General features: G+C 63.3%; 1 protein-coding gene. It reads right to left on the bottom strand.

Features of this window, described 5'->3' with window-relative positions; genetic code table 11:
- Nucleotides 1-602 (bottom strand): hemagglutinin repeat-containing protein (locus tag DIE03_RS38055; RefSeq protein WP_148092922.1); only part of this gene is annotated, 602 nt, incomplete at both ends.

The raw sequence follows: 602 nt of genomic DNA, 5'->3' as shown, positions 1-602 counted from the left end.
CTCGCCGCACCGAGCGTCACGTTGCCCTTGGCAGCGAGTGTCCCGCCCTGGCCGAGGTCGATCTGTGCGCCCTTGGCCGTCAAATCGCCACCCACGACGACATTCGATTGTCCACCTACCGTCACCGAGCTACCGGCGACCTTGTTGATATCGGTATTCGACACACCGTTCGCGCGCTGCACGATCTTGTGCTCGCCAGTCTGCGCCGCACCGAGATCCCAGTTGCCGCCGACGTTCATCCCGAGATTGCCGCCAACCGACAGGTTGCCCGCGTTCTGCTGGAAGTTGCCGCCGGTGACGATCGATGCATTGCCCGCGACATCCAGTTTGGCGGTCGGCCCGAGCGTCGTCACCACGCTCGTCGCACCGTCGCGGCTCACTCGTGTGTTCGTCTTCGTCGCCGTATCGAGAATCAGGTCCTTGCCGGCGTCCAGTTGCAAACTGCCGGCCTTCACGTTCGCCGACGTCAGATCGATGTTGTTCTCGGTCTTCAGCGACATCAGCCCGCCGCTTTGCAGCGCGCCGAACGCGTTGTCGATCTGCTTGCCCTGGATCGCCAGCGTGTTGTCCGCCTTGATCGTGCCGCTGTTCGTGAACGACTG

The sequence above is a fragment of the Burkholderia sp. Bp8992 genome (genome assembly GCF_003853705.1).
In the GTDB taxonomy this organism is placed as follows: domain Bacteria; phylum Pseudomonadota; class Gammaproteobacteria; order Burkholderiales; family Burkholderiaceae; genus Burkholderia.
Note: the sequence above shows the minus strand (reverse complement) of the source record. Positions and strands in the feature narration are given on the sequence as shown.